The sequence below is a fragment of the Burkholderia sp. Bp9031 genome (genome assembly GCF_003857965.1).
GTDB lineage: Bacteria > Pseudomonadota > Gammaproteobacteria > Burkholderiales > Burkholderiaceae > Burkholderia > Burkholderia ambifaria_A.
Genome location: NZ_QTPW01000030.1, coordinates 70,324 through 96,064, shown reverse-complemented (window position 1 = coordinate 96,064; position 25,741 = coordinate 70,324). Strand labels below are relative to the sequence as shown.

General features: G+C 59.7%; 22 protein-coding genes and 2 pseudogenes. 13 read left to right on the top strand and 11 right to left on the bottom strand.

Features of this window, described 5'->3' with window-relative positions; genetic code table 11:
• Positions 1-25: 25 nt before the first annotated feature.
• The 4 genes and pseudogenes from DIE15_RS29425 to DIE15_RS29410 form a co-directional block, all read right to left on the bottom strand.
• Entirely contained in the window at positions 26-1,009 is a 984-nt protein-coding gene (locus tag DIE15_RS29425; protein ID WP_124834981.1) for a hypothetical protein, read from the bottom strand.
• Between the two features lie 575 nt (positions 1,010-1,584).
• Positions 1,585-2,382: pseudogene (locus DIE15_RS37810) on the bottom strand (hypothetical protein); the annotation flags it as partial.
• Between the two features lie 51 nt (positions 2,383-2,433).
• A pseudogene (locus tag DIE15_RS29415) lies at positions 2,434-3,282 on the bottom strand (DUF2345 domain-containing protein); the annotation flags it as partial.
• Positions 3,283-3,514: 232 nt separating this feature from the next.
• A complete protein-coding gene (locus DIE15_RS29410) occupies positions 3,515-4,243 on the bottom strand; it encodes a hypothetical protein (RefSeq protein WP_260428373.1) in 729 nt (242 codons plus the stop codon).
• A 287-nt stretch (positions 4,244-4,530) separates the two neighbouring features.
• Between DIE15_RS29410 and DIE15_RS29405 the strand changes: the two genes are divergently transcribed.
• The 5 genes from DIE15_RS29405 to DIE15_RS29385 are packed head-to-tail and all read left to right on the top strand — an operon-like array spanning position 4,531 to position 11,968.
• Positions 4,531-7,062 (top strand): type VI secretion system Vgr family protein, encoded by a 2,532-nt coding sequence (locus DIE15_RS29405; protein ID WP_124834979.1) that lies wholly within the window; start codon positions 4,531-4,533, stop codon positions 7,060-7,062.
• 4 nt (positions 7,063-7,066) lie between these two features.
• Positions 7,067-8,032, top strand: a complete 966-nt coding sequence (locus DIE15_RS29400; protein ID WP_124834978.1) for a DUF4123 domain-containing protein — start codon at positions 7,067-7,069, stop codon at positions 8,030-8,032.
• A gap of 40 nt (positions 8,033-8,072) precedes the next feature.
• On the top strand, positions 8,073-10,934 hold the full coding sequence (locus DIE15_RS29395; protein WP_124834977.1) for a T6SS effector BTH_I2691 family protein: 2,862 nt from the start codon (positions 8,073-8,075) through the stop codon (positions 10,932-10,934).
• 8 nt (positions 10,935-10,942) lie between these two features.
• Complete coding sequence (locus DIE15_RS29390) at positions 10,943-11,680, top strand: putative type VI secretion system effector (RefSeq protein WP_124834976.1); 738 nt, start codon at positions 10,943-10,945, stop codon at positions 11,678-11,680.
• Between the two features lie 36 nt (positions 11,681-11,716).
• A complete protein-coding gene (locus DIE15_RS29385) occupies positions 11,717-11,968 on the top strand; it encodes a PAAR domain-containing protein (protein ID WP_124834975.1) in 252 nt (83 codons plus the stop codon).
• 51 nt (positions 11,969-12,019) lie between these two features.
• Here DIE15_RS29385 and tssF read toward each other — a convergent pair whose 3' ends face one another.
• Entirely contained in the window at positions 12,020-13,831 is a 1,812-nt protein-coding gene (gene tssF / locus DIE15_RS29380; protein WP_124834974.1) for a type VI secretion system baseplate subunit TssF, read from the bottom strand.
• A 212-nt stretch (positions 13,832-14,043) separates the two neighbouring features.
• On the opposite strand from tssF, the gene DIE15_RS29375 reads away from it, so the two are divergent.
• Positions 14,044-14,619 carry a hypothetical protein gene (locus DIE15_RS29375; RefSeq protein WP_124834973.1) on the top strand — a complete coding sequence of 192 codons (576 nt, stop codon included), beginning with the start codon at positions 14,044-14,046 and terminating at the stop codon, positions 14,617-14,619.
• Positions 14,620-14,847: 228 nt separating this feature from the next.
• On the opposite strand, the gene DIE15_RS29370 is transcribed toward DIE15_RS29375, so the two are convergent.
• Both DIE15_RS29370 and DIE15_RS29365 read right to left on the bottom strand, forming a co-directional pair.
• The gene (locus tag DIE15_RS29370) at positions 14,848-15,267 is read right to left on the bottom strand and encodes a hypothetical protein (RefSeq protein WP_124834972.1); all 420 of its coding nucleotides are present in this window, start codon (positions 15,265-15,267) and stop codon (positions 14,848-14,850) included.
• A gap of 559 nt (positions 15,268-15,826) precedes the next feature.
• A complete protein-coding gene (locus DIE15_RS29365; protein ID WP_260428371.1) occupies positions 15,827-16,126 on the bottom strand; it encodes a LytTR family DNA-binding domain-containing protein in 300 nt (99 codons plus the stop codon).
• Positions 16,127-16,651: 525 nt separating this feature from the next.
• On the opposite strand from DIE15_RS29365, the gene DIE15_RS29360 reads away from it, so the two are divergent.
• Positions 16,652-16,855 (top strand): hypothetical protein, encoded by a 204-nt coding sequence (locus DIE15_RS29360; RefSeq protein ID WP_057924837.1) that lies wholly within the window; start codon positions 16,652-16,654, stop codon positions 16,853-16,855.
• A gap of 81 nt (positions 16,856-16,936) precedes the next feature.
• On the opposite strand, the gene DIE15_RS29355 is transcribed toward DIE15_RS29360, so the two are convergent.
• Entirely contained in the window at positions 16,937-17,737 is an 801-nt protein-coding gene (locus tag DIE15_RS29355; RefSeq protein ID WP_057924734.1) for a cystine ABC transporter substrate-binding protein, read from the bottom strand.
• Positions 17,738-18,294: 557 nt separating this feature from the next.
• On the opposite strand from DIE15_RS29355, the gene DIE15_RS29350 reads away from it, so the two are divergent.
• On the top strand, positions 18,295-18,612 hold the full coding sequence (locus tag DIE15_RS29350) for a hypothetical protein (RefSeq protein WP_057924733.1): 318 nt from the start codon (positions 18,295-18,297) through the stop codon (positions 18,610-18,612).
• Positions 18,613-18,697: 85 nt separating this feature from the next.
• Here the strand turns inward: DIE15_RS29350 and icmH are convergent, their stop codons facing one another.
• The 3 genes from icmH to tssJ form a co-directional block, all read right to left on the bottom strand.
• A complete protein-coding gene (gene icmH, locus DIE15_RS29345) occupies positions 18,698-19,480 on the bottom strand; it encodes a type IVB secretion system protein IcmH/DotU (RefSeq protein WP_124834970.1) in 783 nt (260 codons plus the stop codon).
• Positions 19,477-20,823 carry a type VI secretion system baseplate subunit TssK gene (gene tssK / locus DIE15_RS29340; RefSeq protein ID WP_057924731.1) on the bottom strand — a complete coding sequence of 449 codons (1,347 nt, stop codon included), beginning with the start codon at positions 20,821-20,823 and terminating at the stop codon, positions 19,477-19,479. Before tssK ends, icmH begins: the two co-directional genes overlap by 4 nt.
• A 103-nt stretch (positions 20,824-20,926) precedes the next feature.
• The gene (gene tssJ, locus DIE15_RS29335) at positions 20,927-21,538 is read right to left on the bottom strand and encodes a type VI secretion system lipoprotein TssJ (RefSeq protein WP_057924730.1); all 612 of its coding nucleotides are present in this window, start codon (positions 21,536-21,538) and stop codon (positions 20,927-20,929) included.
• Positions 21,539-21,915: 377 nt separating this feature from the next.
• On the opposite strand from tssJ, the gene DIE15_RS29330 reads away from it, so the two are divergent.
• The 5 genes from DIE15_RS29330 (at position 21,916) to tssE (ending at position 25,736) form a co-directional block, all read left to right on the top strand.
• Positions 21,916-22,548 (top strand): M48 family metallopeptidase, encoded by a 633-nt coding sequence (locus tag DIE15_RS29330; protein ID WP_057924729.1) that lies wholly within the window; start codon positions 21,916-21,918, stop codon positions 22,546-22,548.
• 44 nt (positions 22,549-22,592) lie between these two features.
• A complete protein-coding gene (gene tssB, locus DIE15_RS29325) occupies positions 22,593-23,108 on the top strand; it encodes a type VI secretion system contractile sheath small subunit (protein ID WP_044845930.1) in 516 nt (171 codons plus the stop codon).
• A gap of 15 nt (positions 23,109-23,123) precedes the next feature.
• Complete coding sequence (tssC, locus tag DIE15_RS29320) at positions 23,124-24,614, top strand: type VI secretion system contractile sheath large subunit (RefSeq protein WP_039320274.1); 1,491 nt, start codon at positions 23,124-23,126, stop codon at positions 24,612-24,614.
• Positions 24,615-24,684: 70 nt separating this feature from the next.
• The gene (locus DIE15_RS29315) at positions 24,685-25,188 is read left to right on the top strand and encodes a type VI secretion system tube protein Hcp (protein WP_006477093.1); all 504 of its coding nucleotides are present in this window, start codon (positions 24,685-24,687) and stop codon (positions 25,186-25,188) included.
• A 62-nt stretch (positions 25,189-25,250) separates the two neighbouring features.
• Entirely contained in the window at positions 25,251-25,736 is a 486-nt protein-coding gene (gene tssE, locus DIE15_RS29310) for a type VI secretion system baseplate subunit TssE (protein WP_044845929.1), read from the top strand.
• The last annotated feature ends 5 nt before the right edge of the window (positions 25,737-25,741 follow it).

The window sequence follows — 25,741 nt, the reverse complement described above, 5'->3', positions numbered from 1 at the left end:
GCCTTGCAAATCTCACAACACCGTTTCAGCTATCGAGCCTTGCTGCACAAGCCTTTGCGAATTGTTCAAGGCCGACTTGGTAGATTGCATCAGGAAGCAAAACCACGGGAAGCTGAGCGCTATTGCGTCTGGATACCCATGTTCCAGTTATATATGGTTTGAATTTTGTAATGCTGAATCTCCCCGTCCCATTTTTTTCATCTTCCTTTTCATATTCTCCAATGGTGGCTGATTTACCATTCTCGATGTTCCCTGATAGGTAAAATTTCCCCGATTTCCCGTCGTATGAATAATGGCCGATAATTTTTCCATCCCTCTGATTTAGAGAGGCATGGAGAGGGTGCTTTCCGATTGTACCGATGAAATCTCCATCGAGCGAGGCGGCGGAGAAATCACAATTGCTATAGCAAATGATGCTATCCGGATTCAAGCCGCTGCGAGTTTGATAGAGGAAGGTGCGTGTCCCATTGGTCTTTCCGTCTCCATCGTAAACAGTGACCCGCACTGCAGAAAACCCACCGGGGGCGTGCGACAATTTATCCGATTTGAATTCGGATGCAGGCAACTTTCCTTGCCAGTCATATGCCTTATCCCAAGAGAATTGATTGAGACGGGATGGTTCTGCGAGATTGTATTCACTGCCCGACCAGACTTCATGTCCGGCTTGAGTGGATTTCATCAAGTCAATGGAGAGAAATAATACTCTTTTGAAACTTACAGATTGATCATAAAAATCTATCGGAACGATGATCAGGCTATGATCGTTGGTGCTACTCTCCCGGATCAAGTAGTATTTCTGATTTCGCTTTGACACATATGTGGTGTACGTGGCGACATTCCTGTCGTCAGCCTTCATAAGGACTGTATTTCGCTCGCCGTCCTGATACATGACCGCGCCTTTGCTATCAGTAAATACGGTACACGTTCGTGAGTCAGAACACTCCTTTGCGAACACTGCCGACGATATCGTTAGGAGGAATGTTAATGATAAAATGTATTTCGCTTTCATGATCTCGTATCGTTTATAAGCTTCTCAAATTTTTCGGCATATTCTGCGAATATTCTGGTTTTGTCGGATCCGTTAATGATGTGTCGGGCTCCAATGTAATCTTTCTTTGAGCTATTTAGGTAGTCGGACAGTGATGAGCCAGTAAATACGCCATCACGCATTCCGATTACCATAATCTTAAAGGCAGTGCCCCACTCGAGGGCGATGTCGGGATTTTCGACAAGCGGTAGTTTGAGTCGCCCTGCGAACTCACCGTACATCTTCTTCCACGTAATCTGAACCAGGCCACGGCCCCGATATTTGTAGTCGTCGCCTACCGATGTATTACCGTTGGCTTTGGCAACCTCCGGGCGACGTGCGGTCGGGCCGCACCCATAGTCGATTTCCGCTTTTGCCTCGCTGATTCCCTCGCGAATCGGTCCAAAGAAGATGCCCTTATGAAAATCGTACGATTCGACTCTCGATGTCGCCAGCATGTACGCAATGTGCGGAACGTTGCAGGTGTTGCTCGGGTCGATATAGAGCGTTTTGATTCCCGTAAGCAAGGTTCTTAGGTTCTGTTCTGACGCTTCGTTGACCGGGGGCGGGAGCGGTGTCGCGTTTTGGGGCTCTTCGTCTGTCGGCGGAGGTTCGAAATTGTTGCGGATGAGGTCGCCTAGCGGATCGCTATCGGCGGCGTTGCGCCGCGGCGGCACCGGCGCCTTCGGCCGCGGGACTTCCTGCTTGTCCTTCGCCTTTTCGCCGACGCGATAGTAACGATCTCCTTCCCAATACGGCATAGGCCCGATGTTCAGCTTGGCGCTGTCGGCTTGGGCGACCTTCGCCTGTTCTGCCGCCGACTGGTAGCTGTTGTGATCCATCGTGTGCATGTACAGGCTGAAGAACGTCAACGTCTCGTTCGGTGCCGGTTTGCTCGTGCTGGCCGCTGGCTCCGTACCAGAATTCTTAGCTGGATTCTGTTTCGGTGGTGGCAGTTGCAGTCGATGGCGGATCAACACGAAGCCGGTCGAGTACAGCGCGTGCCGGCCGTCCTGGTAGTCCTGCTCCGGATACTTGCTGTCGAGCCGATATGCGACGACTTCCCCATCGGCGATCGCGCGGACGCCGTCGCCTTGCTTCAGCTTCGCGCCCGTACCTTGGCCGAAGTGGATGCCGCCGTGCCACATGCCGTTCGCGCCAAGCGGATAGAACCCGTCTTCAGCGGCGGCCAGCGCCTTCATGTAGGTCATCGGGTCGGCCGCGTCCGCATTGTCGGCCGGTGTGAACGGAAAGGCCCAGTTCAGCGGAGCGTAGGGCGGCGTCGCGGGGGCGCTCGGTGCGGCCGCTGGCTTGGTTGGCGGGGTCGGCTTCGTGGAAGGAGGGTTCTTGCTCATGTTTCTCGGAATCTCTCGTTTTTTCGTTCTGCGCTGGGTGTCGGCCAGGCGTCAGCCGGAGAACAGCGAGCCGCGCCCGCCGTCGGTCGACACCGGCGTCGACTGCAACGGGTCGCGAATCGTCCCGCTCGCCCCGGTCGGCTTGTCCCAGTTCCCGCATTTTTCCAGAATCTGTCCGGTCGTCACGTTTTCGATCAACCCGCCCTTGATGCTGATGTACGAGCCGCCGGCGCCGATCCACACTTCCTTCGCGGCCGTTAGAATCAACCGTCCGTCCGCGCTTTCGATCTTCACGTCCTGAAGACCGACCAGGGAAGCCGGGCCGCTCTGCGCCTGAATCTCCACAGGCCCCTTCGCCGCGAAAATCTTGATGCCGAGGTTTTGCGCGAACAGGCTAATCTTGTCGAGCACGCTCGCGAGCAGCGACTTGCCGGCCGCCAGGTTGACGTTCTTCGACGCTACCACGTTCGCATGCTGGTTCGCGGTGATGTGCACCGACTGCTGCGTCGACGCGGCGATGCCTTCGGGGCTCGACAGCAGCATCACCGGCTTCGAGAAGCCGTTCGCGTTGCCAGTGCCGCCGCCCGCTGTGCGCCCGCCGCTGGTCGAACCCGCGACCGTGCGCTGCGTCGCGTCGGTGAACGACTTCAGCGCGGCCTGGCCGTCCTGCAGACTTTCAGCCCGGTTCGTTTCGCTGGCCTTCGACACGGTTTCGAATACGGCTTCTGCGCCCGCGAGCGGCTCGGTGGCGGCCGTCACGTTCAGCGGCTGCGCGGTGGCCGGCTGCGTCGACACATACAGCCCCTGCTCGGCGCGCACGGCGCCGTAGGCGCCGGACTTCAGGTCGAAACCGTTGCCGAGGAACGCGCCGCGCGTGTTGCCGCTCTGCTCGATCAGGTAGTCTCCTTGCGAATCTTGCCGACGTATTTGCAATGGCATGCGGCGACCAGCATCCCGCCAATGAACGCGAGGGCGAACGCGGCGAGGTAGTCGAGGGGAGAGGGATAGAGCATGGTTCGTTTCCTGAGAATGGACGAACGCGACGCGATGCATCGGCATGCCGACGCTGCCCGATGGTTCGGTAATTGAGCGCTTTTGGCCGGTTGCGCGGATCAGACGGCACGGACGGGGCTCAGCGAATGGTGGAGCCGAAGCCGTGGCCGCATGTCAGACACCGATAGTTGTCAAACACGTTGTCGTCGAGCACGGCGCCGACTGCGGTGCCAGCGGCGGAACCGGCTGCGCTACCGAGCAGGCCGGCCACGACCGCACCGGCCAGTCCGCCGAACACAGCGCCGACCGGTCCGCCGATCGCGCCGACGGCTGCGCCGGCTTCAGCGCCGGACAACGCCATGGCAAAACCGCTTGTTGCGCCGGCGACGCTGCCGATCGTGCCGCCGGTTTTACGACCGACATTGCGCGTTTCAATATGCGTCGAACAGCAATGAGGGCAGCCATGTGCGCCCGCAGCGGGCGAGGCAGTTTCCGTCGCCGGTTGGGGCGCATAGGAGAAATAGTCGGAGGGCGGCGGCGCGCGATGCGCCTCCGGTGTGGGCGAGGCAGCCTCGAAAATAGATTCATCGAACAGGGGCGGTGTGGACGACGAGCGAGCGGATGCTGCGTGGCTTGACGATACTGAAACGGGGTTGTGTAGCGCGTCCATCGCATGATCGGGATACGGTGCCAGCGCCTCCCATTCATCGTGTTCGTAAATCACAGTGGACGACGGCGAAGACGGGGCTGGGGCTTGAGGGGAAGTGGGACGGTCTTTGGTCGCGAGCCAGTAGCAACCAACCGCAAACATGGCGACGAGAACGATGGCTAGGCCGACAAGCAAGGCGGTGTAGAGAGTGGAATTCACGAAGTCTCCTGAGCGAAGTGCGCCGATGCGGAGGTGCATCGGTGGAGCGGCGGTAGTGGGCCGTGCTCGTGGAGGTGATATGTGATTAAAAAAATCTAGCTCACGAAGCAATCGGAAATTTTTTCCTGAAAGATTGTGAAATTCCGGCTCTTTCACGCACGAACGTCGGGTCGCTATTTTTTCGAGATAGGTAGATATGCGAGGCGCACTATCGTCTTGTTCCGAAAGGCATTTATAATCAGCCCTCGGCAGAAACCCCACCTGAATACCAACCAAGGGAAAGCTGCATGGGCCACACCGCACTTTATAAGACGTTGCGTCTAGGCGACGCGCAATACAATCGTCTTGTCAAACTCGACACGCCGCTTGGCGTCGACTGGTTATTGCCGCTCTATGTGAAAGGCACCGCTCGGCTCGGTCGCGATTACGAATTCGTGATTGATGCCGTTTCACCACGCGGTAGCCAGATTGAACTGAGTGCGCTGCTCGCCAAGCCGGTTACGCTCTGGATTCAGCAGACGGACGGCTCATACATGCCGATCCATGGCTACGTTCACCGATTCAGCAGGCTGGGCGCAGATGGGCCGTTGACTTTTTACAAGCTGGCGTTCTCGTCCTGGCTCTATTTCTTGCGCCTGCGCCGCGACATGCGTGACTGGCAGGAGCAGAACGGCGAGCAGATTCTGACTGACGTTTTCAATGAGCACTCGCAAGCGCGCGGTGCGTATCGTTTCGATCTGCATAAACCGCTTCCGTCGTATTCGAACCGTGTGCAGTGGGAATACGACCTGAACTTTGTTCATCGTAGTCTCGAAGAAGTGGGGGTGTTCCCATACTTCGAGCAGGCAGACAACGGCCGGGCACACGCGATGGTTCTGACGGACGACGTTTATTTTGTCCCGGAGCTGAAGCAGCCGGTTGTCGAGTTCGGCCCAACGGAAATTAGCGGCGAACTGGACGGGTTCGCGCAGTGGAAGGAGCAGCTTCAGATTGACAGTGCGCAGCTGACGTCTCGCTCGTTCGACTATAAGCGCCCCGATCTCCCTCGGCAGGTGCAGGGCGTGACCGACGTGGACGGCCAGTTGCCGACCGATGGGGAGATCTACGACTACCCTGGCGCGTACATGTGGTCGGACCGTGAGCAAGGTGAGCGTCTTGCCCAGATTCGGCTTGAAGAGCGCAAGTCGCGGATGAAACGTTTTCACGGAATAGGTGGCTTGCGCTGCGCGATGCCGGGGCGGCGCTTCGAACTTCGCGGCCATCCGGTCCATGATGCGGGCAGTCAACCGGATCGCGAGTTTGTTCTGCTCGGAGTCGACTGGTTGATTTGCAATAATTTGCCTGGGCTGGACGAAGCAGAGCAATTCCCCGACGGGCTGGCTGCGGAAGTCGCTCAAGCAAAGGCTGGCACGACGGTTCGCCATGCAGACGGCAGCGAAGGATTCTTTCAGGTGGTAGTCGAGGCGCAGCCACGCAACGTCCCATTCCGTAGCCCGTTCGAACACAAGAAGCCGGTGATGCAGTTGCAGAACGCGATCGTTGCCGGACCAAGCGGCGAGGAGGTGTATACCGATTCGCTGAACCGGGTGAAGGTGTGGTTTCACTGGAACCGCCGCAACGGTCAGGACGAGCGCGCATCGTGCTGGGTGCGCCCGACGTTTCTTGATGCGGGATCGACCCGTGGCGGGATTCAGCCGCTGCGCAAGGGCGACGAAGTGGTCGTCGGCTTCATGGAAGGTGACTGTGACCGGCCCGTCATCATCGCGAGAATGTACGGGGGCGCGACGCAGCCGGTATGGCACACGAACGGCTTGCTGTCCGGTCAACGCTCGCGCGAGTATGGCGGCACCGGCTACAACCAACTCGTAATGGATGACTCGACGCAGCAGAATCGAGTTCACCTTTACTCGAGCAGCTATCAGTCCCACTTGCACCTAGGGTACCTGATCCAGCAGACCGACAATACGCGCGGTGCGTTCCTCGGCAGCGGTTTCGACCTCAAATCGGATGCCTACGGTGCCATTCGGGCGGGACAGGGCTTGTTCGTGTCGACACACCCGACAGCAACGAACCAGCCGTTGAATGTGACGGCTGCATCCGAGCAGTTAGCTAGCGCGGAAACAGTTGTTGATCTGACGTCACAGGCGAGTTCGGCGAACCAGGCGGAGAGCCTGGAGGAGGGGCAGGACGCGCTCAAGAAGTTCACCGATGCGACGCACTATAGCGTGAGCGGCGGCGCGGGCAGCGGCGGTCGGACGGGCGGCGGTGGCACGGGCAATGCGAATGGCTTTTCGACACCGATCATGCTGATGGCCAGTCCCGCAGGTGTGGGTTTGTCGACGCAGGATTCAGCGCAAATTACGGCGAACCAGCAGGTCAATATCGTCAGTGGCAAGAGCGTGCACGTGGCCGCCGGCAAATCGCTGATCGCGAGTGTGATGGAGAAGATAAGCCTGTTCGCGCAGAACGCAGGGATCAAGCTGTTTGCGTCGAAGGGTAAGGTCGAGATCCAGGCGCAGAGCGACGAGATGAAGCTCTCAGCGCTCAACGACGTAACGATCACCAGCTCGAACGGAAAAGTCGTGATTTCAGCGGAGAAGGAGATCTGGATCGGTGCGGGCGGTTCATACATCAAGATCACGCCAGATCTGATCGAGAACGGGACTAGTGGCCAGATTCTCGAAAAGTGCGCGAACTGGGACAAGCCGGGCCCGTCGTCGATGCGCTTGCCTTCGCAGATTGCCAGCGTGCCGAAGGGCTGTTCGTGGAAGACCGCTGCGGCATCAGCCGATAGCGCGTCGAGCGTCGTGCTGGAGTAACGGGATGGAAGCGTTCGAACCTGTTGAAGACGGGAGCCGCGAGTCAGTCGATTCGATGGTCAGCGTCTTACGCGCCTATTTCGACCAGCAACGTAAGTCGCGCTGCTGCCTTGTTGTCGACCCGAGTCAGCGTGCGTTGCCTCAAAGCGGTGAGGGGGCACCTTCGTTCCATGATCAACCTAGCGCCGTCGTCGAGATCGCACATGAAGCCTTCGCTGATGATCATCGTCCGTATTTGATCGAATTGGATTTGTCGACGTCTGAAGGTGTGGCGTTGTTGATTGAAAGCGTTCGACTGGCCTTCGAAGATCGACAGCCGGATGCGGTAGCAAAGGGGCTGGGCCAACGGATCGGGGGCTGGTTGGCTAGCGAGGCGACGCTTGAGTACATCGCCGGACACTGGTCGAATAATGTATTGCAGATCGACGATCAGGGACGCCGATGCGCATTGCGTTTCTACGACGCTCGTGCACTGAGTCTGATGTGGCCGATTCTGTCGGACGCGCAAAAGCGGGCCTTGCTCGGCCCGGTCAAGGCCTGGCATGCATTGGACGCCTGTGCAAAGCCTTGCGTCTACGCATCGGAAACTGTGTTGCGTACGGAACTGGATCTGACCGATAGGCAGTGGCCTGACATCCACCGCCATGGGCTGATCAATCGAGCGCTTGCATTGCATATGCTGGCTACGCAGCGGCAGCCTCGATCCAGCGAAGTTGAGACCGCGATTACAAGCGCGACCCGCGCGGAACAGCACGGATTTGTCGATCGTGAGGACAAAATTGCATTCATTGGCCATGCGCTGACATGGCATCCGTATTTCGATCGTCATCCGAGCGTTGCGCACGCATTGCGCCAGCGTGCGCCGGACGAGTTCTATACGGCAGCAGTCGGTGAATTGAGCGAAGACGAAATCGAAGCGATTCGGCGGGGTACGTGGTATGACGAGTCGATGATCGTTTCGTCTTCCTAGCCTCAGCAGAACAAACCTAATTCCCATATCGAGAGAGCGAATGGATACAGCAAACCAGTGTGCCAATTGCGAAAAGACGGGGTTGCCGATCTTGCCGGTTCGGTACACGGTCGTGCCGAACACCGTGACGGCAAAGTTGCCGGCCGGCGTTAGCGGACATGGGGTGACTGACGTCAAACTTACTGAACATCGTTACGCGCTGCGCACGTTGCGTGCAGGTTGGGTGTATCTGTTCTACGTAAAGGGTGCGCGAGGTAGTAACTACTGGGAAGCGTATAACGTTACGGAGGACGGGCGCTTGTGGAAGCAGTCGCTTCCGCTGCCGACCGAGCCGACAACTCATCCTGCATGTGCAAAGAAATCTATCGCAGTCCCGATGGACATCATTGCTATCGAGAGGCCCGATAAGTGCACTGACCGTGTGTATGTCGCGTTTTCGCAGCACGCGTGGCATCGCGATACGTTCGAACTGTACAAGAAGGATGCGGCGCTTCGTCAGCAACGCATGCAATGGATCGAGCCGTCAAAATGGATCTCGGCGGGCCAGGACGCGCAAGGGCACGCTGTCGTTGCAACCCGACAAAGTATCGATGACGTCATCGAATACATGCCTGGCCTCGATCCCAAACTGTTGCAGCCGCTTGCGCAGACGCTTAGCGACGAAACCGGCAAATACAAGCCGGAAGTCATGCGTCAGGTGACGACCAATTACCCATTGCATATTCGTCAGGCGTCACCCGGGTCCGCCAGTGACGCATTGATCCGGGTGATGAGCGATGTCGGCGAGCTCGGCAAGGGCAAGCATCATCCGCCGATGCTATTGGCATTGTGGGACGGTATCGGGAACGTTCATGAATTGAATGGCTTCCGTAACGACGCTGGGAGTTGGTTACTGACATACACGCGTGAGCGGGTAATGCAGATCGATGCGCTCGAGTCGATTACCTCTGCTGAAGGAGCGGTACGCAATGGTGCAGTCGAGTCGAAAAGCCGCTTACGGTCGGCGTGGACGGCTGGTTGGGAGGCGATGAAGAATAATCCGTATGCTGCGGACGGGGTTCCCGACGCTCTGGTCGTATCTCCGGAACAGCAGGCAATGTCCGACAAGAAAATTGCTGCTGCCGGAGTGATCACGCCGGCCGAGGCAAGGCAGATAGGCGATGCCGCTTGGCCGAAGTATTACGGCAAACTCGATCCGCGCAAGCTGGACGTGTTTCGGCCGTGGTACGAGTCAGTGCAAAAGGCCTCGCATCAGTTACAGGCCAATCGAACGCCGGATGTCGGCGCGTGGTTGAAGGCGTCGACGTTCGTGGTCACGCTGCATGATTATCACGAAAACGATTTCCAGGATGGGCAGGCCTTCGCGGCAGTCATCGATGCTGCGTTGTGGGGTTTGCCGTCGGAGGAGAAGGGCGCCAAGTTGGTTGAGGATCTGGTCAACAACATGGATCCCACGCAACCGTCGAGTCTGGTATGGCGGGCCTATGCGTACAACCAGCAGGATCAGAAGGAGGAAATCAAGGCGCTGCTGGCGAAGGCGACCGAGTACAAGGAACAGCCAGCGAGTGTCGGCGATCAGGTCAGCCATTCGGCCGACTTCGTGTCATCGTATCTCGTCAAGAATGCGAAGGCGTTCCTGAAGTTTTGCGACAAGATGACGGATGTGCTAAAGCGCGGAGCAACGGCGGCGTCGGGTTCGGAGTATGTGGTGAAAGGTGTTCATGCCGACCAGCTCGCGGTGACGATGGGCAATGGCCTGTTCAAATGGAGTAAAAGTGCGAAGCTGGCTGATAGCGTCGGTATGTATCTGATTCGTGGCACGTTGATGATACGAGGTGGGATTGCGCAGGCGGACACGCTCAAGCTCATCAAGGCCGCGATGGCAGCCGAGCCCGCGATGCACCTGGCTGTGCAGATGGGTTATCGCGAGTTGCGGCAGCAGGGTGTGCCGCCGCCTCAGGCGCATGTGCGTGCGCTGCAAGCCGTAGGATCGGATAAGCGTGTCAAGAATTTGACGGACATGTGGGAGGAGGTCAGCAAGTCGCAAAAGGGGGCGTCGACGCAATTGAATGCCCGGTTGGCTAGTACGCTGGCGGTAATCGAGATGCTGAATTTCGGATGCTTGCTTGCCAAAGCGGATAAAAGCAGCGATGACTATGCGCTGCTGGTTGCATCGGGGGTGTCGGTGGTGGGTGCGGCTTTTACGGTTTCGGAGAAGGCGCTCAAGGCGTTCTCGAGCGATGCAGCACAGACGTTGCGCAATCTGAAGGCAATTACGAGCTTCTTGGGAGGAGTTTCGGCGCTGATTCAAGGTGTCGTGGATTTTCATAAGGGCTTTGATAAAGCGAAAAATAATAACTTCCGTATTGCCATCCTTTATTTCGTCAAGTCGGCGCTTGGTATTGGCACGGGTGTGTCGTATCTTCTGACAGCTCTGACATCGTCGGCTCCACTGCTTGCTCGTCTTGCTGGTAGTGGGAGCCGCATTGTGATTCTGGCAAGGGGAGGTGCTGCGGGCATTGCCGGTGCGACCGCCCGACTCGGATCGTTCACGACATCCGAGGTTGCGGAGGCTGGCGGGTGGCGTGCTCGACAGCAGGCGGCAAATGTGGCCGGCAGAGCGGCAGTTGGTGCAGCAGCGGAAGAGGCAGGTGTGGCAATCGGTTCGCGAGGGGCATTGTTGCTCCTCGGTCGGGGCGTTTTGATCATGACTGGTTGGGAGGTTGCACTGGCGGTGGTCGCTATCCAGTTTCTGATTTGGTATTTCTCGGACGATGATTTACAGACATGGCTTGAAAAGTGTGCGTTCGGACGAAAATCTGCGAATCCGGCTTGGGATGCCGGAAAGCAGAGCGACGAATTTGAGAAGGCATTGAAGGTAATGGGTCTTTCGGCTGACTGAGCGGATTAATGATGGCAGACACGGCACAATCCTCCCCTACTCAACTGTTGAGAGGGCATATCCGGAATCTTCGTAGCACGAGGCGGTCCCAGGAGTTTTTGTTTACTGATGCTGATCGGACAGCGATGGGGGTAACGGCTATTGCAGCTGGCCTTGCGGGGCTTGGCGGTGTGGCTATCGGGCTGGCCGCGTCTGCGGACGATACCGCCGAGGACGCTGATCTGCTTGAATTTGAACTGGATGGGAAGAGTATTCGTGCGTGGGTATGGGTATCCGTGTTCAAAGATGGCGACGAAGTCGAGATTGTCGCAGAGCAATTGGGCCAAGTATGGCATGCATTTGGAATCAGGCGTGTCAGCGATCGAATCGTGGCGCTACATCCACATTGCAGTCGAGGTCGATATGCGCACTATAAGGCGACGGCGCGATGGTGGATTTTTATATATTCGCTATTGATGTTGGTCATGATTCTTTTGGGGGGGGGCATGTCTTTCTTTGATCCTGTTGATAACTGGTTGGGGATTTTTTATATGTACGCGGGCGGAGGGGCTGTGGTTGCCGCTATTTTTGGCGTGATTGCATTCAACATATCCAGGAAATTTATGGGGTTTGTTCGTCTCGCTGAAGGAATTTTTTCTGGTTTTGGTTGGAAGAATGTGAAGAACATCGATTTGCCAGCGATCACGAAAAAGAGCAAGAAGCCGGGAGATCCGGGTGCATTAGGCATCTTGTATTTCCGCTACTAACAGTAGTTCGCTCACTCGAAGGTTGGGGCCTTATCGATGATGAATCTCATCCGTGTCGGCGATGATACCGACCATGGCGGCAAAGTGATCACGGGTTCGTTGACGATGCGTTTCGACGGTCGTTTCGTCGCTCGCAAGGGGGACGAGGTAACTTGTCCCCAACATCCAGACGTCAAACCGAATTTGATCGAAGAGGGCGATGAATCGATGACAGATAATGGTGTTCCGATTGCTCGGCACGGTCACCGGGCGACCTGCGGTTGTCACTTGATTTCGAGCCTTACCTAATCTACACGAGTTGTAGAGCGACTTGATCGTCGCGGTTTGGATGCAGGAAAATCAGGCGAGCATGATTGTGCCTGGTCGTGGCGCGCAACGTCGAATTTCCGCGCCGGAGTTGGCCGACATCACGACAAGTTGGACAAAGCTTGTCGTCGGCGCGTGCACGGTGAAGAAGTGATCCATTACGCTGATGAACGCGTTCAAACTGACGGCGGCAAACGCTTGTTCGTCGACCGTCAACGTCACTTCCAAACCCCGAACGAAACTCGGCATTGGTTTTCCTGGAAGCCAGAGTTGTTTGGCACGATGGCTCAGGTTCGTCAGTCCGTCGAGCAGTTTCGCGTGTCCTGCGGAATGAGCGGTGAACTGGCGGAACAGGCGTTTCAGCTCCGCAAGGCCGGTGCGGGTCAATTCGATCGAGTGCGGGGCAAACTGCGTGATGAGCCGCCACGCTGCGTCGCCTTCGCTCGACAATCGCGCGACTTCTGTCGGTACGTCCAGCATCACGATGCGCGAAACGATCGTTCCCTGCTCGTTTACCAGATCACCTTCCTCGGCGCCGGCCCGGATCGTCCGAGGGAAATTGCCATTCGAGCAGGTGACGTCTGCCGTTATCTGTTCGATCCCGGTGTCGGTTGCCGGTCGACCGTCGAGGTCCACCAGGCTGAGCGCGGTTTCTTTCTTTCCCGATGGCGAGGCCGCGTTATGGTGCATGAGAACCCAATAGGGGCCGGCCGGTTTGCCGGAACTGCCGTGCATGAGCGACGTGAAAGGATGAATGATGTTCGCTCTGGAGTCGCCTGTCGTGGCACGGACCGACTCGACAGACCAAACTTCGACACCCGCAACGCCCGTATTCTGGGATTGCACGGGGTATGTGTTCGTGATCGGACTCCGCTTGAGTGGCAGCGACGAAAGCCGGAACAGATTGACGATCGGTGTGCAAAAGAGCCTCAGATTGTCCGCCGACAGATTCTTTAGTCGTTGTGCCGTCCACGAATCTGGATGAACGCCGCAAATGGCGAGATGCACGGTAAGTTGCTGGCTGGAGCCTGCCGTATGCGCGAGCGCGGCGAGATCGACGTCGACGAAATCGAATTTCTTGGGGAACGCAAAATATTCGCTCAGTAGCCGCAGGGCTGGTGGACCGTCGTCTTCGTCGAGAAGCTTCTCGGCCTCATCGTAGCCGGCGGCGGCGAGTGGCGGTGTGATCAGCGTTGACCAGCGACGTTCGGCGTTTTCGACGAAGGCGGCTGCCGTATGCATCGTCATCGTGTCCATTGCTGCGCCGACGACTTCGCGAGGGCCGCTGACATGGATGCGCAACGGGCTGGGGACGGTTTCGATGCGAAAGTCTGGGCGGGCAACCGTAAAAGTGATGGAAAGCAGGCCGGTTGTGCCGGCGGGCAGGACGACGTCGGCGGGAACGGCAGTTGCCGGAGCGTAGCGTGCAGTCGAAATCCGCACTGGAGCTAGCGTTACGTCATATACGGTTCGGAAAAGGCAGTCTTCCGTTTTGCTCGCCAGTTCCGTGCCGCGGGCAATGAGCGATGGCTCAGTGAGCTTTTCGAACATGTCTGAGACATCGAACTGGGCGATTGCACACGCAGGAACCGTTCGGAGATACTGGGGATACAGCATGCCGAGGAGGGCCTCGGCGAATTCCGGATAGTTGTCGTCGAGCCGACTTCCTATATCAGCAGCGAGGAGAGCGAACGACTGCAGCATCCGTTCGACGTGGGGATCTTCGGAGCGGTCGCCGGAAATCCCCAGGCGAACAGCAATTTTGGGATAGCGTGTCGCAAAGATCGCAACTGACCGGCGCAGCAGTGAAAGTTCTCGTTCGTAGTGCGGAAGCAGATGATCCATTGCGTGAAATAATGAACCGGCCGGACAGTAAAACGCCAAGTCTTCCTCTGGCGCGGTTGCGCTGAATGTGTCGGGCACGCCAACGTTTGACGTTGCTATGATAACCGCTTAACTGGGAGGGCCTGTACGTCGATCGTCTCGGAGGCCCGCTGGACCCCGCGATCAGCGGGACCGGAGCGTCTTGTACCGCCCACGACGTATCTTTGTCGCACATGCCAGTTCAGCAAGACGAATCGCATCCGGTATTGGGTCGTAGTCGCGCTTTGCGCAATGCAGCCGAAAAGCATGGCCTGATTTGCCTGGATTTGACCTATCGAGGACTGAGGGAAAAACACCGATTCGCGTGCGAATATGGTCACGTAACCCGTATCAGCCCGCGCAACTTGATCCGTCAGCGAGAACTCGGTTGCCGGGAGTGTACGCAGATTGCGGCGACGGAACGCATGCACCATCTCGCGAAGAAAGCCGATTCGATCTGCCTGAACGTAAAGTGGCGAGGCACGGCTGCACAATACCGTTTCCGCTGCAATGCCGGACATACTTGGTCATGCCTCGGTCAGTCTCTACTGCGCGGGGCAGGGTGTACGGTCTGTGCTGCGCTGAATGGTCAGTTGGCGGGGGCACCGCTCCTGAATGGCCTCAAGCGATTGCAAGATGCCGCCGCGCAGCATGGAGGCGTTTGTCTGTCGAGGCGATACCAGGGCGTGCAGGCCGACTATAAGTTTCGCTGTGCTCAAGGGCATACGTGGCAGACCAAAGGGGCGACCGTTCTCTATCATCATTCGTGATGCGCGCGATGTGCTCGCGACAGGAAGTACTTCTTGCCGGACGGGCTCGAGCGATTGCGGGCGCTGGCCGCGCAGCGCGGTGGGCGCTGTTTGTCAAAGTCGTTCGGGGGCGCTGCGGCGAAGCACCAATTTGAATGTGCGAACGGCCATCGATGGGAGGCCACGGCCGGAGCACTGCTTTATAGTGGGAGTTGGTGTCGTCGCTGCGCGTACGATCGCCGTCGTTCGTCAGATGGGCTGGCACGGTTGTATGCCGCTGCGCAGACACACGGCGGGCGATGCCTGGCTGATCGCTATGACGGCGTACTTGCGCAATACACCTTTGAGTGTGCAGAAGGTCACGGATGGCAGACGGCAGGTGGCCGAGTATTGCGGGGAAGCTGGTGCAGGCAGTGCGCAAACGCGTATGTCGGTGACGTCCTCCGACATTCGGACGGACTGGCGATGCTCCAGGCTAAAGCGATGGCCAATGGCGGTGAATGTCTGGATGAGCTGTATCTGGGAACGCATCATCCTCATCGGTTTCGTTGCAGTGAAGGCCACGAGTGGGCGGTAAAGGCCGGGAATGTGCTGCGAGGGAGTTGGTGTGCGCGCTGCGGCATTGAGCGGCAGCGCTTGACGATTGAAGATGCGCGAAGGGTTGCTCATGAACGTGGAGGTGCATGCTTGTCGGACGAGTACCTCAACGCGCGCAGCCGGCTCACATGGCAATGCCATCGCGGTCACGTCTGGCAGGCTAATTTCGACAACGTCAAGAACAAGGGCAAGTGGTGCCCGGATTGCAGAAACTTGAACCAGATTACAAACGCGAAATCGAAGGCGAGACGGCGTTATGAGCCGAAAGGTTGATAGCACGGTATCGAGGTATCGCATGATTGGCGTGGGCAGTGCGAGGGCGGGAGATAACGGATGAGAAGAAATACGATGGGGCGAGGTAGCCGCTCGGCGTTAACAAAAGAGATGCTGCAGCCGCACCATATCTGACAAGGGGTTACGAGATTTCGTCTCGTAACCCCTTTTCGTTTTCGCCTTCATGCGGCCGCCACGTAACCCGTTTGAGGGGCCGGCCATCATGACGCCAATATGCGCGTGCCTTGGAAGTAACGGCTAGGCACCAGGCAGCATTTGTCGTATCGGTGTGGCCGAAACGGCATGGCGGCAGCGACATTGCGAGCGTTCTGCGCAAAGGGGGTAGATAGCATCACATCTACCTGAGTAACCCCGCATGCGCGCGACTGACAGGCAGCATCTCCCGCTGCCCACGCACGCGAATCCGCAGCCTTCCCGGCAAATCGTGCTCGACACGATCGTTCGCTGCGTACACAACGATCACGCCGCGATGCACCTGCGCGAATCGCTTCGGATCGAGCCGCTGCGTCAGCGCCTTCAACGGCGTACGAATCACGAGCCGTTCGCCGGACGTGACGATTTCCGTGTACATCTCCGACGCTTGGAAATACGGCACATCGTCGACCGATACGAGTCGCGTCGCATCTTCCACACTCACAGTCAGCCATCGACGCGAGGCGCCACCGGTCCGCGAATTACGGCCGCCCGTCGCAAGCCGTGCCGTTTGCCGGCGCGGCGCATGTCCACTCCGATCAGGCGAATCGACCATGACGCTCGGGCGCGCGGTCAACGTGGTCGTGCGCTAGATGCGTCATGCGAACGCGGCGGGAGACGGCTTACCGTATTCGGTCGATCCGCGATGACGGTGGGAAACGCGAGGCGTTTCGTCGTCGGTCGAATCGGCATCGGACGGATCGAAGCGGCTTGTCACGCGCGCTCTTTTGCCCCCGTTTTACTGTCACAGTCGCGTCACGCTGCGCCCCTAAGGTTGCACGTTCCCGTCGCGGCCCCATTGCCGCGATCCGGGCGTGCGTAACCCGCCCACGACGCCGTGCCTGCGTCGCGCAGCGGTCAACCGGGATCTCGCTTCCGGCAACGCATCGACAAGGCCTCGCACCATTTCATTCGAAAACACGATCGACGCCGATTGAGCTGGATCGCGGACGATCAGGAGACAGGGACCATGCTGAGTCCACATGAATTTTCGATGCTGCTGCGCATTGCACGCGCGCCGGACAGCGTCGACCTGGCGAACCCGGCATTCGCCGTGCTCGTCGAAAAGCGGCTTGTTGACGATACGCAGGTGCGCGTGAATGCGGTGGCCGCGCGCCCGGCGCTGACATCGATCGGCCAGATGCTGCTTGCGCGCTTCGACGAAGCGGCTTGAAGGAAGGGGACAGAACTGCAGAAGCGCGTCACGCCTTCGCTGCAGCGAAGGTCGTGACGCGGTGAAAGTGCGGCGAACCGCTTACTGCGCGACCGGCACCGTCACGTCGCTGCCGAACCAGTGCATCGAGATCTTCTTCAACGTGCCGTCCTTGCGCAGCGAGTCCAGCGCGTCGTTGATGGCCTTCTCGAACTTCGGATTGCCCTTGCGGAACGGGATCGCCATCTCCTGCTTGCCGCCGTTCAGCACCGCACCCGAGCGCAGCGGCAGGTTCGACGTCTTGATCATGTACGGCAGCATCAGGCGGTCATCGAGCGTCGCCTCGATCCGGCCGGCGGCAAGGTCGCGCAGCTTCTCCGGCGCGCCCGGATACGTCTGCACCTCGATGCCCGGCACGCTGCGCGCCATCTGGTCGTAGTTGGTGCCGAGCGTCACGCCGAGTTTCTTGCCCTTGAAATCCTCGAGCGACTTGAAGTTGCGCGTGTCGTCCTTGCGCTGGATCAGCTGCGCGGCCGAGTACGTGTACGGTTCGCTGAAGTCGAGCGCTTCCTTGCGCTGCGGCGTGATCGTGACCTGGTTGACGATCACGTCGAATTTGCCGGCCTGCAGGCCCGCGATGATGCCGCTCCATTCGGTCGGCACGAACTGCGTCTTCACGCCGAGCTTGCCGGCAACCGCATTCGCGACGTCGACGTCGAAACCCTCGAGCTGACCCGACGTGCCGCGCGAGTTGAACGGCGGATACGTGCCTTCGAGCCCGACGCGCAGCACGCCGGCTTTCTTCACCGAATCGAGCAGATCGTCCGCGTGGGCGGCGACGGCCGTGAAGCCGAGGGCCGACGCGAGCAGCAGGCCCGACAGCAGGAACTTCGAACGTTTCATCGCAGATCTCCAGTGTTCAGTGTGGTAATCGAGCGCCGGGTATCGGTCGTGCCCGGGCTGGGCCGGAATACGGGCACGTAGACACTACTCGCAACCGGGCCGCGCCGGAAGTCGAATTGGCCCTGATTGCAATCGATTTCAGTGGGCGCAGGGTGAGCGGTGCAGCGTGACGACATGGCTCGTACATGCCGAACGAGCGTTTGAACCGTTCTCCCGGCCTGTCCGGAACACGCTTGAAAATATTCCTTTAAAAGCGGATCGCGCAGCCGGTCACGTTGTGGGTCCAGCAGGGCAATCGCAGCAACCGGCCGATCAACGGATACGTGCATATCGCATACCGCATGCCGCCTCGGTGCCGATGGCGGGCTCACGACCTAAGCGTACGCCGGCGTTCGTGGAACGCCAAAGACCGCAAATGAGACGTTGCGCGATCATGCGGATCGGCCGACAACGAACGCCGGCCAATCTTACGGTCCGGGAGTTGGCATAATCACGGCTTGCAATCGTGACGTCACGATCTCCGCACCGTATTCACCAGCCATGCAACCGCAATGCCCATGTTGACCACCGTCGCGACTGCAGCGTCGCTGAAACACATTCTCGAACACCCCGGCGATTTCTCCGGTTGGCTCTGTCTGCCGCCGATGCCGTGGACGCTCGATACAGAGGGCGCATTCATCGAAGACGCCGAGCAAGCCGAAGCCGATACGCCGCCCGCCACAGCACCGCAACCGGGCTGGCGCGTCACGCTGAATAGCACGACGATCGAGGACATCGTGATCAACGCGCATGATCAGGTCGACGAACCGAGCGTCGCGCAACTGTTCGACGCATTCGTGTTCTACGTCGACAACGAAGAATTCATTCTGCTCTGACGACGCGCGCCACGCGCCACAGTAAGAAAGGACCGCCAGGCGGTCCTTTTTTCATGAAGCAGCAGCGTCGAACGAAGTCCGCCCGTCAAGGCAACGAAATCGTCAAATTAGCCGACTCCGGGCCCACTTTGATGACCTGCGAATAAGGCGCCAGCGCCTGCAGCGTCTTGTCCTTCAGATACGTATTGAGCCCGAGGTACCCCAGCAGCGCGACGAGCGCGAACACCGCCCCGATCGCCCAAACCGGCACCTCGCGCTTCAACCGATGTGCGATCTGATCCGGCAGCGGCCAGTGCGGCGCGAACGGTGCGCGCTTGCCCTTCATATGCGCGATCTCGTCGCCCAGCCGCGCGGTGAGGTAAGCCAGCTTCTCCGGCCCTTCGAGCAGATACTTGCCCTGGAACCCGAGCAGCAGGCACATATGAAACACCTCGAGCGACTGCAGTCGCGCCGCGCCCTGTGCCCGACATTCCTCGAGATACTGAAAGAACTTCTCCCCCGCGAGCTGCTCGCCGAACAGCACGAGTTGCAGCGGCCGGCGTTCCCAGTCGGTCCGGATCTTGAACTGCGATGACAGCACCATCTCGTCGACGGCGGCGCAGTACGCGAACTTCGCGCCGTACACGTCCTCGGCGGGAATGTTGAGCTTCTTCGCGCCGCGCTCGAAATCCGACAGGAATTCCTGGATCTTCGTGCTGAACTCGCCCGCACTGTCCGGCTCGCGGCCGTTCTTGAGCAGGAACAGCATGAAGAACCCGTCGTACAGCAGATCGAGCAGCGAACGGGCCTGGAACGCGGCGTCGGTCGACGCCGGGGTCCGCAACGGGGCCGGCGTGTTGTCGCCGAACAGGGAGGGCGCGTAGCTCATGATGTGACCGCGATCAGTTCGAATTTCAGGTCATTGATGCCAGTCGGTGCATAGATCATCGCGGACTGGGCCTGCAGCATGCGCTCGTACAGCGCACCGCGCGAATCGAGCTGGAAATAGCACGCGCCGGGCCGCACCGGAATCGCGGGCGGCACCTGCGGCATGTACGACAGCCGCACGCCGGGCATGGCCGACAGCACGAGCTTGTCGACATCGTCGGGCGCACCGACCTTGAAGCGGGCCGGCACCGCATCGATGAGCTCGACGTTGGGCATGTCCGCGGACACGGCCAGATAGAACTCGGTCTTGTCGTCGATCTTGCCCGAATCGAGGCGGCCGAGGTGGAACGACGGACGCACCTCGTCGAGCGTGATCGCGAAGTAGCGCGTCGAGATCACGGTGTCGAGCAGCTCGCGCAGCATCAGGTCGAGACGCGCGAAGCTCGGGCCCGGATCGTCGTGGCGATACACGGGCAGGTCGGCGAGCGTATAGCCCTTCGAGAACGTCATCAGCTGGCCTGCGAGGCGCAGCAGTTCCTGGAACAACCGCTCGGGATGCAGCGCCGCATGCTGGTGCAGGTGAGCGAGCGTCGCAAACGCGGCGTTCGCGGTGTGCAGCAGCCAGAACGATGCGATGTCGCCCGAGCGGAACTCGATGATGTTCTTCGACGGCTCGCGATGAAAGCCGTACAGCGCGTTGACCTTCGCCTGCAGCGCGTCGACGAGCTGGCGCAGCCGCTGGTGCAGGATCGGCGACGCGTCGATCGCGAGGCACGGCGGCACGAAGCTGTCGTCGATCTCGAAGCCGGACGTCGCGGTGCGGCGCACGCGCACGAGCGGCACCGACAGCAGCTGGTCGCGCGGCTCGCTGTGCGCGATCAGCTTGACCTGCGTCTTCAGGAACGTGATGTCGGCTTCGGCGGCGTCGGTGAAGTTGTCGGCGACACTCGTCTGCTCGCTGACGAAACGCGTCATGAAGCCGGCGGCCGGATCGTCGCTGTAGTTGGTGCCGTTCTCGCGCAGCGGGTGCAGCGCGAGGTAGAACACGAATTCGTTGATGCCGTCGGGCAGCGTGTCGAGCGCGATCGGCGGCGGCAGGTCGTCGGCCTGCGGCGCGGCATACAGCGCGCCGTCCTGGAACACGAGCGCGAGTTCGGCTACGCGCAGCACGTTGCTGCCGAGCGCATCGCGGTCGATGCGCACCGAGCGCACGCCCCAGTTGTACGGCTGGATCGCCTGGATGGATTCGAACAGGCGCGCCTCGTGGTAGGCGTCCTGCCGCTGAAAGTGTTGAGGCCGGAGGAACAGCCCTTCCCCCCAAAGCACCTTGGCCGAATAGCTCATGTCAAATCCGGTTAATGTGGCGTTGCGATGTAATCGATTTGTTCATGCCCGAATTAAATCGCCAATTTGTTAACTCTTGTTAATTGACACTCGTGCGTCATGTTTAACCGCAGGTGACCGACGAAAGCATATTCAGCGGTTGCGAAGGCGCACCTTGTTGCGGTGCGATGACGGAGCCATCGGTGACCGTCATCGCGCAATTATGCAGGCCGATGATTATGCCGGATTTCTCCGACTTTGCCGGATCGAACGTCAGTTTCCATCGCTGGATTGCGGGATCACGAAACAGAGCGACGATGCCGAATGCCTGCGCTTCGCGCGATACCTTTTCGGTCGCTGTATAGCGCTGGCCCGGAATCAGCGTGATTTCACGCACGTTGAGCAGATCGGCGCCCAGCGCTGCCTTTTCCTTGGTCGGATCGGTGAACGCATCGAACGGCGCCTGCTGGAACGAAGTCGGATCCTTTAGCGCGTAGAGCCTTACTACTAATGCGAGCGGCTTGTGATCGTTCGCGGCGTTGAGATTGGGCGCGGCGGCGAGCGTGAGCCCGATATTGCGCGGCGGCTTCTGGGCATCCGGCAGTTCGGGCTTGCCGATGCCGGCAGCCTGCATCACGGCGCCCGCGGCGGAACCGAGCAGCGGGGCGGCCGCGCATCCGGCCAGGAGCGCGCAGGCGATCAGCGGCAGCGCATAGCGAATCATGGACGATCTCATCGTATTTCTGGCGTGCCGCCTTTAACTCCCCTGTCAAAACTACCGGGCCTTTCCGCGTTCGCCGCGAATGCCCGGCGTATCTGCCGTTCAACTATTAAGCACACTGCGCTGCATCGCGCCTTCGGAAATTTTTTCCGTCATCCGGGCAATGCGCTGCAGAGCAAGTAAAACTTGCGCATTCCGGCCGATGGAAAAGCCGCCGTCGGGCTGCTGCCAGAGGCGTTTCGAGGGGGTAGCGCACGGTTTTAAAAGGAATTACTCTGCACGCAGCGATTGAATTATGAAAAATTGATCGGTACTATACCCGCGCGCTTCTTGCAAAGCAAAAGAACCAGATTCTCAATGATTTTAATACTCACGCGCCGGTGGATATAACGATGAAAGACCGTCTCTTCGCAAAACTTTCTGGGGTAGTGCTGGCTTGCGGCGTGATCGCCGGTTGTGCGAGCCAGCCGCCGGCGCCGCCGACTGCCGAGGTGTTCAACAAGTCGCTGGCCGATGCGGACGCCGTTGCGAAATCGGGTGATCAGGACAAGGCGCTCGGCCTGTACCAGCAACTCGCGAAGTCGGATCCGACGCGCGAGGAACCGTGGTCGCGCATCGCGCAGATCCAGTTTGCACAGAACCACTATGGCCAGGCGATCGTCGCCGCGCAGGAAGCACTGCAGCGCGACGCGACCGACCGCCAGGCGAAGAGCGTGCTTGCCGTCGCGGGCCTGCGGATCGCGACGCAGTCGCTCGGCGAGCTGCGCCAGGATTCGTCGCTGGCCGGCGACGCGAAGTCGGACGCGCAGGCGCTCGCGAAGCAGCTGCGCGATACGCTCGGCGAATCGGCGCTGTTCCCGCCGGAGCAACGGGGCGCGAAGACGCGCACGACGCGCCGCGTGATTCATCGTCCGAAGGCGGGTGCCGCACCGGCCGCCGAGGCAGCGGCTGCTGCAACCACCGCGCCGACGCCGCCCGTCGCGCCGCAAAAGGGTGGCGCCGATCCGTTCAGTGCCCTGCGCTGACCGAAACTGACGCGATAACCACAACTAACCTGGGAGCCGTCGAGATGGCCAAGAAAGAAAGCATTCAGAAAAGCTTGCAGAAGATACGGCCGCCGCGCGTCCAGCTGACCTACGAGGTCGAGAAGGGCGATGCGATCGAGGTGAAGGAACTGCCGTTCGTCGTCGGGGTCGTCGGCGATCTGGCGGGCCAGTCGGAAGTCGAGCAGCCGAAGCTGCGCGACCGCAAGTTCGTCAACATCGACCGTGACAACTTCGACGACGTGATGAAGGCGATCGAGCCGCGCGCCGCGTTTCAGGTGGAAAACCGCCTGAGCCCGGAAGGCGGCAAGTTCGCGGTCGACCTGAAGTTCCGTTCGCTGTCGGATTTCAGCCCGGACGAAGTCGTCGAGCAGGTCGAGCCGCTGCGCCGTCTGCTCGAGGCGCGCTCGAAGCTCGCCGACCTGCGCAACAAGCTCGCCGGCAACGACAAGCTTGAGGATCTGCTGTCGGAAGTGCTGAAGAACACGCAGCAGCTGCAGGAGCTCGCGAAGGGCACGGGCGGCGACAAAGACGGCGAATGACGACGGAGTGTTGAGATGAACCAGCAAACGGCTGCGGCCCAAGCGAGCGGCGCGGAATACGCCGCCGGGACTTCGCTGCTCGACGACATCGTCGAGAAGAGCAAGGTCGCGAAATCCGATTCCGAGCATGCGCGCGCGAAAGACCTGATCGGCGAGCTCGTGCACCAGGTGCTCGACGGCACGGTGATCGTGTCGGACAACCTGTCGGCGACGATCGACGCGCGCGTCGCGGAACTCGACCGCCTGATCTCCACGCAGCTGTCCGCGGTGATGCACGCGCCGGAATTCCAGCGCCTCGAAAGCACATGGCGCGGGATGGACTACCTGGTCAAGGAAAGCAACACCGGCCAGACGATCAAGATCAAGGCGCTGCACGCACCGAAGCGCGACCTCGTGCGCGACTTCAAGGGCGCGAGCGAGTTCGACCAGAGCGCGCTGTTCAAGAAGGTCTACGAAGAAGAGTTCGGCACGTTCGGCGGCTCGCCGTTCGGGGCGCTGATCGGCGATTACGAGATCTCGCGCCAACCGGAAGACATGTACTTCATCGAGCAGATGTCGCACGTCGCGGCGGCCGCGCATGCGCCGTTCATCGCGTCGGCGTCGCCGGAGCTGCTCGGCCTCGAGTCGTTCTCCGACCTCGGCAAGCCGCGCGACCTCGGCAAGGTGTTCGACACGGTCGAATATGCGAAGTGGAAGTCGTTCCGCGACGCCGAAGATTCGCGCTACGTCGGCCTCACGCTGCCGCGTTTCCTCGGCCGCCTGCCGTTCAATCCGAAGGACGGCCAGACCGCGGAGAACTTCAACTTCGTCGAGGATGTCGACGGCACCGAGCACGACAAGTACCTGTGGTGCAACGCGGCGTGGGCCTTCGCGGCACGCCTGACAGCTGCGTTCGACGACTTCGGCTGGTGCGCGGCGATTCGCGGCGTCGAAGGCGGCGGCCTCGTCGAGGATTTGCCGACCCACACGTTCAAGACCGACGACGGTGAAGTCGCGCTGAAGTGCCCGACCGAAATCGCGATCACCGATCGCCGCGAGAAGGAGCTGAGCGACCTCGGCTTCATCCCGCTCGTCCATTGCAAGAACTCGGATTACGCTGCGTTCTTCGCCGCGCAATCGGTGCAGAAACCGAAAAAATACAGCACCGACAGCGCGAATGCGAACGCCGTCCTGTCCGCCCAGCTTCAGTACATCTTCTCGGTATCGCGCGTGGCGCACTACCTGAAGGCGATGATGCGGGACAAGATCGGCAGCTTCGCATCGGCGCAGAACGTGGAGACTTTCCTCAACCGGTGGATTTCGCAGTACGTCCTGCTCGACGACAACGCATCGCAGGAACAGAAAGCGCAATTCCCGCTGCGCGAGGCATCCATACAAGTGTCGGAGATTCCGGGCAAGCCGGGCTCGTATCGTTCGGTCGCGTTCCTGCGCCCGCACTTTCAGCTCGACGAACTCTCGATTTCTCTGCGACTTGTCGCTGATCTGCCCAAACCGGCAAATTCATAAGCGAGCAAATCGCCCGGGCGGGCCGCCTGGGTAGGACGTTAAAACCACCTCTTTGGGGAGTCGAAGGGCCATGTTACATATGCACTTGCAGTTTGGTAGTCCCGCGGTGAAGGGCGAGTCCGCGGACAAGGACCACCAGGGCTGGATCGAGCTGAAATCGTGGGATCACTCGATCGTTCAACCGCGTTCGGCAACCGCATCGACCGCAGGCGGTCACACGATGACGCGCTGCGAGCACGGCGACATGATTTTCACGAAGGAAATCGATTCGTCGAGCCCGCTGCTGTACCAACACGCTTCGGGCGGCACCACGTTCGATGAAGTGACGGTCCATTTCTCGCGCGCAGACGGTGAAGGCAAGCGCGTGCAGTACCTGGAAGTGAAGCTCAAGTACGTGATCATCTCGAGCATCGCGCCGAGCGTCCGCGAAGAAGGTCTGCCGCTCGAGACGTTCTCGCTGAAGTACGCGGCCGTGCAGTGGAAGCAGACCCAGCAGAAGATCGGCGGCAACCAGGGCGGCAACACGCAGGGCGCCTGGAGCCTGACGAAGAACGACAAGACCTACGCGGTCTAACGTCGGTTGCGGCAACGGGGCGCGTCGCGTCCCGTTGCCGTTTTCGCTGTGTACGCCGGCCGATGAAACGATTCGAACCCAGTTTTCTCGACAAGTTGTTCGACGATGAACCGCACCTGCCGGCCTCGGCCGCGATGCGGCAATTGTCGCTGGACGAGCTCAAGAACACGGTCGCCCGCGACGTCGAGGCGATCCTCAATACCCGTATCGCGCACACCGAAATCGAGCTGGCCGCACTGCCGGAATGCCAGAAGTCGGTGCTGACCTACGGGCTGAACGATTTCGCGGGGCTGAGCCTCGCGAGTCACTACGATCGCGCGTTCATCTGCAAGTCGATCCAGCAGGCCATCGCGCGCCACGAGCCGCGACTGCAGCAGGTGCAGGTGACGTTCGAGCTGAACGAGCAGTCGACCAACGCGCTTTACTTCGCAATCCAGGCGCTGCTCGTCGTGCATCCGGCCGAGGAGCCGGTCAGTTTCGACGCGATGCTGCAGCCGTCGACGCTGCAGTATTCGGTCACGCGCGCACGCGCTGCAAGAATGCTGTAAATCAA

What these genes read in the sequence shown, in the direction of transcription:
- tssF (WP_124834974.1), bottom strand. Translation starts at nt 13,831, where the DNA reads ATGGATCATCTGCTTCCGCACTACGAACGAGAACTTTCACTGCTGCGC.
- DIE15_RS29425 (WP_124834981.1), bottom strand. Translation starts at nt 1,009, where the DNA reads ATGAAAGCGAAATACATTTTATCATTAACATTCCTCCTAACGATATCG.
- DIE15_RS29390 (WP_124834976.1), top strand. Translation starts at nt 10,943, where the DNA reads ATGATGGCAGACACGGCACAATCCTCCCCTACTCAACTGTTGAGAGGG.
- tssC (WP_039320274.1), top strand. Translation starts at nt 23,124, where the DNA reads ATGAACCAGCAAACGGCTGCGGCCCAAGCGAGCGGCGCGGAATACGCC.
- DIE15_RS29385 (WP_124834975.1), top strand. Translation starts at nt 11,717, where the DNA reads ATGATGAATCTCATCCGTGTCGGCGATGATACCGACCATGGCGGCAAA.
- DIE15_RS29315 (WP_006477093.1), top strand. Translation starts at nt 24,685, where the DNA reads ATGTTACATATGCACTTGCAGTTTGGTAGTCCCGCGGTGAAGGGCGAG.
- tssJ (WP_057924730.1), bottom strand. Translation starts at nt 21,538, where the DNA reads ATGAGATCGTCCATGATTCGCTATGCGCTGCCGCTGATCGCCTGCGCG.
- DIE15_RS29405 (WP_124834979.1), top strand. Translation starts at nt 4,531, where the DNA reads ATGGGCCACACCGCACTTTATAAGACGTTGCGTCTAGGCGACGCGCAA.
- tssB (WP_044845930.1), top strand. Translation starts at nt 22,593, where the DNA reads ATGGCCAAGAAAGAAAGCATTCAGAAAAGCTTGCAGAAGATACGGCCG.
- DIE15_RS29375 (WP_124834973.1), top strand. Translation starts at nt 14,044, where the DNA reads ATGCCAGTTCAGCAAGACGAATCGCATCCGGTATTGGGTCGTAGTCGC.
- DIE15_RS29400 (WP_124834978.1), top strand. Translation starts at nt 7,067, where the DNA reads ATGGAAGCGTTCGAACCTGTTGAAGACGGGAGCCGCGAGTCAGTCGAT.
- icmH (WP_124834970.1), bottom strand. Translation starts at nt 19,480, where the DNA reads ATGAGCTACGCGCCCTCCCTGTTCGGCGACAACACGCCGGCCCCGTTG.
- DIE15_RS29395 (WP_124834977.1), top strand. Translation starts at nt 8,073, where the DNA reads ATGGATACAGCAAACCAGTGTGCCAATTGCGAAAAGACGGGGTTGCCG.
- DIE15_RS29355 (WP_057924734.1), bottom strand. Translation starts at nt 17,737, where the DNA reads ATGAAACGTTCGAAGTTCCTGCTGTCGGGCCTGCTGCTCGCGTCGGCC.
- DIE15_RS29360 (WP_057924837.1), top strand. Translation starts at nt 16,652, where the DNA reads ATGCTGAGTCCACATGAATTTTCGATGCTGCTGCGCATTGCACGCGCG.
- tssE (WP_044845929.1), top strand. Translation starts at nt 25,251, where the DNA reads ATGAAACGATTCGAACCCAGTTTTCTCGACAAGTTGTTCGACGATGAA.
- DIE15_RS29330 (WP_057924729.1), top strand. Translation starts at nt 21,916, where the DNA reads ATGAAAGACCGTCTCTTCGCAAAACTTTCTGGGGTAGTGCTGGCTTGC.
- DIE15_RS29350 (WP_057924733.1), top strand. Translation starts at nt 18,295, where the DNA reads ATGTTGACCACCGTCGCGACTGCAGCGTCGCTGAAACACATTCTCGAA.
- DIE15_RS29370 (WP_124834972.1), bottom strand. Translation starts at nt 15,267, where the DNA reads ATGAGCAACCCTTCGCGCATCTTCAATCGTCAAGCGCTGCCGCTCAAT.
- tssK (WP_057924731.1), bottom strand. Translation starts at nt 20,823, where the DNA reads ATGAGCTATTCGGCCAAGGTGCTTTGGGGGGAAGGGCTGTTCCTCCGG.